Source organism: Pandoraea horticolens (assembly GCF_902459555.1).
GTDB lineage: Bacteria > Pseudomonadota > Gammaproteobacteria > Burkholderiales > Burkholderiaceae > Pandoraea > Pandoraea horticolens.
The window spans coordinates 1-7,100 of sequence record NZ_CABPSM010000040.1; the positions used below are offsets into that span (position 1 = coordinate 1).

Consider the following 7,100-nt stretch of genomic DNA (forward strand, 5'->3'; position numbering starts at 1 on the left):
TCACTGGGGGCCGGGGGCGCGTGGCTCCAATGCTGGAAACTCGATCCATGGCTTCAGAGGATAGAAATTCTTGTGGTCGCGATTGACTGTCGCACGGTCTTGCCATCCGCGCTTGCACGAATCGCTCAGTGCGCGGCGTGCTCGGCAGGATGGGGGCTGTCGCGGCAAGCGGAGCAGGGGGCACGAGCACGGCACCACGTTGCGAGAAATACACCCGATAGCTCGGGCCGACGTGAACCGAGTGATCAGTCTCAACCGTCCTGGGAACATTGCCGTTCACATAGGCTGCGCGCCAGCCTTGCGGAGGAGCCGATTCTCGCCGAGCTGGGTCAGGTTGCCGTCGGCACGCAGGTAATTTTTCAATGCCGCAACCGGGACATTGGCCCGTTTGGCCACACCTTCGAGCCCCCCGGCGGCCTTAATCCCCGCCCGGCCGAGGGCCTTCCACGTTCGCAACATGGCGTCGGTGATCTTCGCTTTCCTGCCCGGGGTGAGCCGGTCTTCGCCGAACTGGGTCAGGCTGCCGTCAGCACGCAGGTAATGCTTCAATGCCATAACCGGGATCTTGTCCCGCCGGGCCACGCCGTCGAGCCCACCGGCGGCCTCAATCCCCGCTTGGCCGAGGGCCTTCCACGTCCGCAACATGGCGTCGGTGATCTTCGCTTTCCCGCTCGCGTTGAGCCGGTCTTCGCCGCGCTGGGTCAGGCGGCCGTTGGTACGCAGGTAATTTCTCAGTGCTGTCGCCGGGACCTTGTCCCGCCGGGCCACACCGTCGAGCCCACCCGCAGCCTCAATTCCCGCCTGACCGAGGGCCTTCCACGTCTGCAACATGGCGTCGGTGATCTCCACTTTCCTGCCCGGGTTGAGCCGGTCTTCGCCGATCTGGGTTAGGCGGCCGTCGGCACGCAGGTAATTTTTCAGTGCCGCAACTGGGACATTGTCCTGCCGGGCCACACCGTCGAGCCCCCCGGCGGCCTCAATCCCCGCTTGGCCGAGGGTCTTCCACGTCCGCAACATGGCGTCAGTGATCTTCGCTTTCCTGCCCGGGTTGAGCCGGTCTTCGCCGAGCTGGGTCAGGCGGCCGTCGGCACGAAGGTATTTTCTCAGTGCCGCAACCGGGACATTGTCCCGCCGGGCCACAGCGTCGAGCCCACCGGCGGCCTCAATCCCCTCGTGGCCGAGGGTTGTCCACGTCTGCAACATGGCGTCGGTGATCTTCGCTTTCCCGCCCGGGTTGAGCCGGTCTTCGCCGATCTGGGTCAGGTGGCCGTCGGCACGAAGGTAATGTCGCAGTGCGGTAGCCGGGACATTGTCCCGCCTGGCCACACCGTCGAGTCCACCGGCGGCCTTAATTCCTGCCTGGCCGAGGCCCGTCCACGTCTGCAACATGGCGTCGGTGATCCTCGCTTTCCTGCCCGGGTTGAGCCGGTCTTCGCCGAGTTGGGTCAGGCGGCCGTCGGCACGAAGATAATGTCGCAGTGCCCCAGCCGGGACATTGTCCCGTCTAGCCACACCGTTGAGCCCACCCGCGGCCTTAATTCCCGCCTGGCCGAGGGTTTTCCACGTCTGCAACATGGCGCCGGTGATCTTCGCTTTCCCGCCCGACGCGCCAGTTTCTTGTCGAGGGATTTTGGCCGGGGGTGGCATGGAAACAGCATCCTTTCCACTGCTAGCATCTTGTGGTGCTGAACGCTTTTCCGATCCGCTGTTCGAGGTGATTTCCAGTGTTGCGAGGGAAAGCGGTCGCTGGGCCGAGCTCGACGGCACGCCGGATCGCCCATCGGCCTGATGCACCACGTGCACATTGGCGGCCAGCGCTGCCGGCGGCCGTGCATTCTGTCGAGGCTGCGGCGACGTTGACGCAGTCACTGGGGGCTGGGAGCGCGTGGCTCCAATGCTGGAAACTCGATCCATGGCTTCAGAGGATAGAAATTTTGGCGATCGCGATTGACTGTCGCATGGCCTAGCCATCGGCGCTTGCATGAATCGCTCAGTCAGCTTCTTGGCGCGCTTGATATCTTTTACCTGCGTCGACTTGTCGCCGCTACACAGCAGGATCACGAGTACGGCACCACGTTACGCGAAATACACTCGATAGCTCGGGCCGACGTGAACCGAGTGATCAGTCTCAACCGTCCTGGGAACATTGCCGTTCACATAGGCTGCGCGCCAGCCTTGCGGAGGAGCCGATTCTCGCCGAGCTGGGTCAGGCTGCCGTTGGCACGAAGGTAATGTTTCAGTGCCATAACTGGGACATTGTCCCGCCTGGCTACAGCGTCGAGCCCACCTGCGGCCTTAATCCCCGCCTGGCCGAGAGCCTTCCACGTCTGTAACATGGCCTCGGTGATCTTCGCTTTCCTGCCCGGGGTGAGCCGATCTTCGCCGAGTTGAGTCAGGCGGCCGTCGGCACGCAGGTAATTTCTCAGCGCTGTCACCGGGACATTGTCCCGCCGGGCCACACCGTCGAACCCACCTGCGGCCTTAATCCCCGTCTGGCCGAGGGCCTTCCACGTCTGCAACATGGCCTCGGTGATCTTCGCTTTCCCGCCCGGGGCGAGCCGGTCTTCGCCGCGCTGGGTCAGCCTGCCGTCGGCACGAAGGTATTTTCTCAGTGCCCCAGCGGGGACCTTGTCCCGCCTAGCTACACCGTTGAGCCCACCGGTGGCCCTAATCCCCGCCTGACCGAGGGCCTTCCACGTCTGTAACATGGCGTCGGTGATCTTCGTTTTCGCGACCGTGTTGAGCCGGTCTTCGCCGATCTGGGTCAGGCGGCCGTCGGCACGCAAGTAATTTTTCAGCGCGGTAACCGGGACATTGTCCCGCCGGGCCACACCGTCGAGCCCACCGGCGGCCTCAATCCCCGCTTGGCCGAGGGCCTTCCACGTCCGCAACATGGCCTCGGTGATCTTCGCTTTCCCACCCGGGTTGAGCCGATCTTCGCCGAGCTGGGTCAGGCTGCCGTCGGCACGCAGGTAGTTTCTCAGTGCTGTCACCGGGACATTGTTCTGCTTGGCCACAGCGTCGAGCCCACCCGCGGCCTTAATTCCCGCCAGGCCGAGGGTTGTCCACGTCTGCAACATGGCGTCGGTGATCTTCGCTTTCCCATCCGGGTTGAGCCGATCTTCGCCGCGCTGGGTCAACCTGCCGTCGGCACGAAGGTATTTTCTCAGTGCCCCAGCCGGGACCTTGTCCCGCCTGGCCACACCGTCGAGCCCACCGGCGGCCTTAATTCCCGCCTGGCCGAGGGCATTCCACGTCTGCAACATGGCGTCGGTGATCTTCGCTTTCCCGCCCGGGTTGAGCCGGTCTTCGCCGAGCGGGGTCAGGCTGCCGTCGGCACGCAGGTAATTTTTCAGTGCTGTCACCGGGACATTGTCCCGCCGGGCCACACCGTCGAGCCCACCGGCGGCCTCAATCCCCGCCTGACCGAGAGTCTTCCACGTCTGCAACATGGCGCGGGTGATCGTCGCTTTCCCGCCCGACGCGCCAGTTTTTTGTCGAGGGATTTTGGCCGGGGGTGGCATGGAAACAGCATCCTTTCCACTGCTTGCATCTTGTGGTGCTGAACGCTTTTCCGATCCGCTGTTCGAGGTGATTTCCAGTGTTGCGAGGGAAAGCGGTCGCTGGGCCGAGCTCGACGGCATGCCGGATCGCCCATCGGCCTGATGCACCACATGCACATTGGCGGCCAGCGCAGCCGGCGGCCGTGCATTCTGTTGAAGCTGCGCCGACGTTGACGCAGTCACTGGGGGCTGGGAGCGCGTGGCTCCAGTGCTGGAAACTCGATTCATGGCTTCAGAGGATAGAAATTTTGGCGATCGCGATTGACTGTCGCATGGTCTAGCCATCTGCGCTTGCACGAATCGCTCAGTGCGCGGCGTGCCCGTCAGCCAGTTTCTTAGCGCGCTTGGTGTCTTTTGCTTGCGTCGATTTGTCATCGCCGCAGAGCAGCACGACGAGCACCGCCCTGGGAACATTGCCGTTCACATAGGCTGCGCGCCCGCCTTGCGGAGGAGCCGATTCTCGCCGCGCTGGGTCAGGCTGCCGTCGGCATGCAGGTAATTTTTCAGTACCGCAACCGGAACATTGTCCCGCCTGGCCACACCGTCGAGCCCACCGGTGGCCTCAATCCCCGCCTGGCCGAGGGCCGTCCACGTCTGCAACATGGCGTCGGTGATCTTCGCTTTCCCACCCGGGTTGAGCCGGTCTTCGCCGCGTTGGGTCAGCCTGCCGTCGGCACGCAGGTAATTTTTCAGTGCCGCAACCGGGACATTGTCCCGCTTGGCCACACCGTCGAGCCCACCGGCGGCCTTAATCCCCGCCTGGCCGAGGGCCTTCCACGTCTGTAACATGGTGTCGGTGATCTTCGCTTTCCCGTCCGGATTGAGTCGGTCTGCGCCGAACTGGGTCAGGCGGCCGTCGGCACGCAGGTAAGTTTTCAGTGCTGCAGCCGGGACATTGTCCCGCTTGGCCACACCGTCGAGCCCACCGGCGGCCTCAATCCCCTCGTGGCCGAGGGTTGTCCACGTCTGCAACATGGCGTCGGTGATCTTCGCTTTCCCGCCCGGGTTGAGCCGGTCTTCGCCGAGCTGGGTCAGCCTGCCGTCTGCACGAAGGTAATTTTTCAATGCCCCAGCCGGGACATTGTCCTGCCTAGCCACACCTTCGAGCCCACCTGCGGCCTTAATCCCCGCCTGGCCGAGGGTCTTCCACGTCCGCAACATGGCCTCGGTGATCGTTGCTTTCCCGTCCGGGTTGAGCCGGTCTTCGCCGAACTGGGTCAAGCTGCCGTCAGCATGAAGGTAATGTTTCAGTGCCATCACTGGGACATTGTCCCGCCTGGCCACACCGTCGAGCCCCCCGGCGGCCTCAATCCCCTCATGGCCGAGGGCCTTCCACGTCTGCAACATGGCGTCGGTGATCGTCGCTTTCCCACCCGGGTTGAGCCGGTCTTCGCCGCGTTGGGTCAGGCTGCCGTCGGCGCGAAGGTAGTTTTTCAGTGCCGCAACCGGGACATTGTCCCGCCGGGCCACACCTTCGAGCCCACCGGCGGCCTTAATCCCCGCCTGGCCGAGAGCCTTCCACGTCCGCAACATGGCGTCGGTGATCTTCGCTTTCCCGTCCGGATTGAGCCGGTCTTCGCCGAGTTGGGTCAGCCTGCCGTCGGCACGAAGGTAGCTTTTCAATGCCGCAGCCGGGACATTGTCCCGCCTGGCCACACCGTCGAGCCCACCGGCGGCCTCAATCTCCGCCTGGCCGAGAGTCTTCCACGTCTGCAACATGGCCTCGGTGATCGTCGCTTTCCCGCCCGGGTTGAGCCGGTCTTCGCCGAGCTGGGTCAGGCGGCCGTCGGCACGCAGGTAATGTCGTAGTGCCGTAGCCGGGACATTGTCCCGCTTAGCCACAGCGTCGAGCCCACCGGCGGCCTTAATCCCCGCCCGGCCAAGGGTCTTCCACGTCAGCAACATGGCGTCGGTGATCTTCGTTTTCCCGCCCGGGTTGAGTCGGTCTTCGGCGAGTTGGGTCAGCCTGCCGTCGGCACGAAGGTATTTTCTCAGTGACCCAGCCGGGACATTGTCCCGCCTGGCCACACCGTCGAGCCCGCCGGCGGCCTTAATCCCCGCCTGGCCGAGGGTCTTCCACGTCCGCAACATGGCCCCGGTGATCGTCGCTTTCCTGCCCGGGTTGAGCCGGTCTTCGCCGCGCTGGGTCAGGCTGCCGTCGGCACGAAGGTAATTTTTCAATGCCCCAGCCGGGACATTGTCCCGCTTGGCCACACCGTCGAGCCCACCGGCGGCCTCAATCCCCGCCTGGCCGAGGGCCGTCCACGTTCGCAACATGGCCTCGGTGATCGTCGCTTTCCTGCCCGGGTTGAGCCGGTCTTCGCCGAGCGGGGTCAGGCGGCCGTCGGCACGCAGGTAGCTTTTCAGTGCCGCAACCCGGACCTTGTCCCGCCGGGCCACAGCGTCGAGCCCACCGGCGGCCTTAATCCCCGCCCGGCCGAGGTCTTTCCACGTCTGCAACATGGCGTCGGTGATCCTCGTTTTCCTGCCCAGGTTGAGCCGGTCTTCGCCGAGCGGGGTCAGCCTGCCGTCGGCACGCAGGTAATTTCTCAGTGCTGTCACCGGGACATTGTCCCGCCTGGCCACACCGTCGAGCCCCCCGGCGGCCTCAATCCCCGCCTGGCCGAGGGTCTTCCATGTCCGCAACATGGCGTCGGTGATCGTCGCTTTCCCGCACGGGTTGAGCCGGTCTTCGCCGCGCTGGGTCAGGCTGCCGTCGGCACGCAGGTAATGTTTCAGTGCCATAACCGGGACATTGTCCCGCCGGGCCACACCGTCGAGCCCCCCGGCGGCCTTAATCCCCGCCCGGCCGAGGGCCTTCCACGTCCGCAACATGGCGTCGGTGATCTCCACTTTCCTGCCCGGGTTGAGCCGGTCTTCGCCGAGTTGGGTCAGGCGGCCGTCGGCGTGAAGGTAATTTTTCAGTGCCCCAGCCGGGACATTGTCCCTCCGGGCCACACCGTCGAGCCCCCCGGCGGCCTTAATCCCCGCTTGGCCGAGGGTCTTCCACGTCAGCAACATGGCCTCGGTGATCGTCGCTTTCCCGCCCGGGTTGAGCCGGTCTTCGCCATGCTGGGTCAAGCTGCCGTCGGCACGCAGGTAATTTTTCAGTGCCATCACTGGGACCTTGTCCCGCCGGGCCACAGCGTCGAGCCCCCCGGCGGCCTCGATCCCCGCCTGGCCGAGGGTCTTCCACGTCCGCAACATGGCGTCGGTGATCTTCGCTTTCCTGCCCGGGGCGAGCCGGTCTTCGCCGTGCTGGGTCAAGCGGCCGTCGGCATGAAGGTAATTTTTCAGTGCCGCTGCCGGGACATTGTCCCGCCGGGCCACACCGCCGAGCCCACCCGCAGCCGCAATCCCCCCCTGGCCGAGGGCCTTCCAGATCCGCAAGATGGCGTCGGTGATCGTCGCTTTCCCGCCCGACGCGCCAGTTTCTTGTCGAGGGATTTTGGCCGGGGGTGGCATGGAAACAGCATCCTTTCCACTGCTTGCATCTTGTGGTGCTGAACGCTTTTCCGATCCGCTGTTCGAGGTGAT

5 protein-coding genes are annotated in these 7,100 nt (G+C 64.7%); 2 read left to right on the forward strand and 3 right to left on the reverse strand.

Features of this window, described 5'->3' with window-relative positions; translation table 11 throughout:
* Window positions 1–276: 276 nt before the first annotated feature.
* Entirely contained in the window at window positions 277–1,647 is a 1,371-nt protein-coding gene (locus PHO31112_RS26835; protein WP_150624758.1) for a hypothetical protein, read from the reverse strand.
* On the opposite strand from PHO31112_RS26835, the gene PHO31112_RS27320 reads away from it, so the two are divergent.
* A complete protein-coding gene (locus tag PHO31112_RS27320; RefSeq protein ID WP_174995914.1) occupies window positions 1,646–1,789 on the forward strand; it encodes a hypothetical protein in 144 nt (47 codons plus the stop codon). The two genes, PHO31112_RS26835 and PHO31112_RS27320, sit on opposite strands and share 2 nt — an antisense overlap.
* Before the next feature lie 364 nt (window positions 1,790–2,153).
* On the opposite strand, the gene PHO31112_RS26840 is transcribed toward PHO31112_RS27320, so the two are convergent.
* On the reverse strand, window positions 2,154–3,524 hold the full coding sequence (locus tag PHO31112_RS26840; protein ID WP_150624760.1) for a hypothetical protein: 1,371 nt from the start codon (window positions 3,522–3,524) through the stop codon (window positions 2,154–2,156).
* Here PHO31112_RS26840 and PHO31112_RS27325 point away from each other — a divergent pair.
* Window positions 3,523–3,666 carry a hypothetical protein gene (locus PHO31112_RS27325; RefSeq protein ID WP_174995915.1) on the forward strand — a complete coding sequence of 48 codons (144 nt, stop codon included), beginning with the start codon at window positions 3,523–3,525 and terminating at the stop codon, window positions 3,664–3,666. The genes PHO31112_RS26840 and PHO31112_RS27325 overlap by 2 nt on opposite strands.
* 317 nt (window positions 3,667–3,983) lie before the next feature.
* Here the strand turns inward: PHO31112_RS27325 and PHO31112_RS26845 are convergent, their stop codons facing one another.
* Complete coding sequence (locus PHO31112_RS26845; RefSeq protein ID WP_150624762.1) at window positions 3,984–7,028, reverse strand: hypothetical protein; 3,045 nt, start codon at window positions 7,026–7,028, stop codon at window positions 3,984–3,986.
* Between the last annotated feature and the right edge of the window lie 72 nt (window positions 7,029–7,100).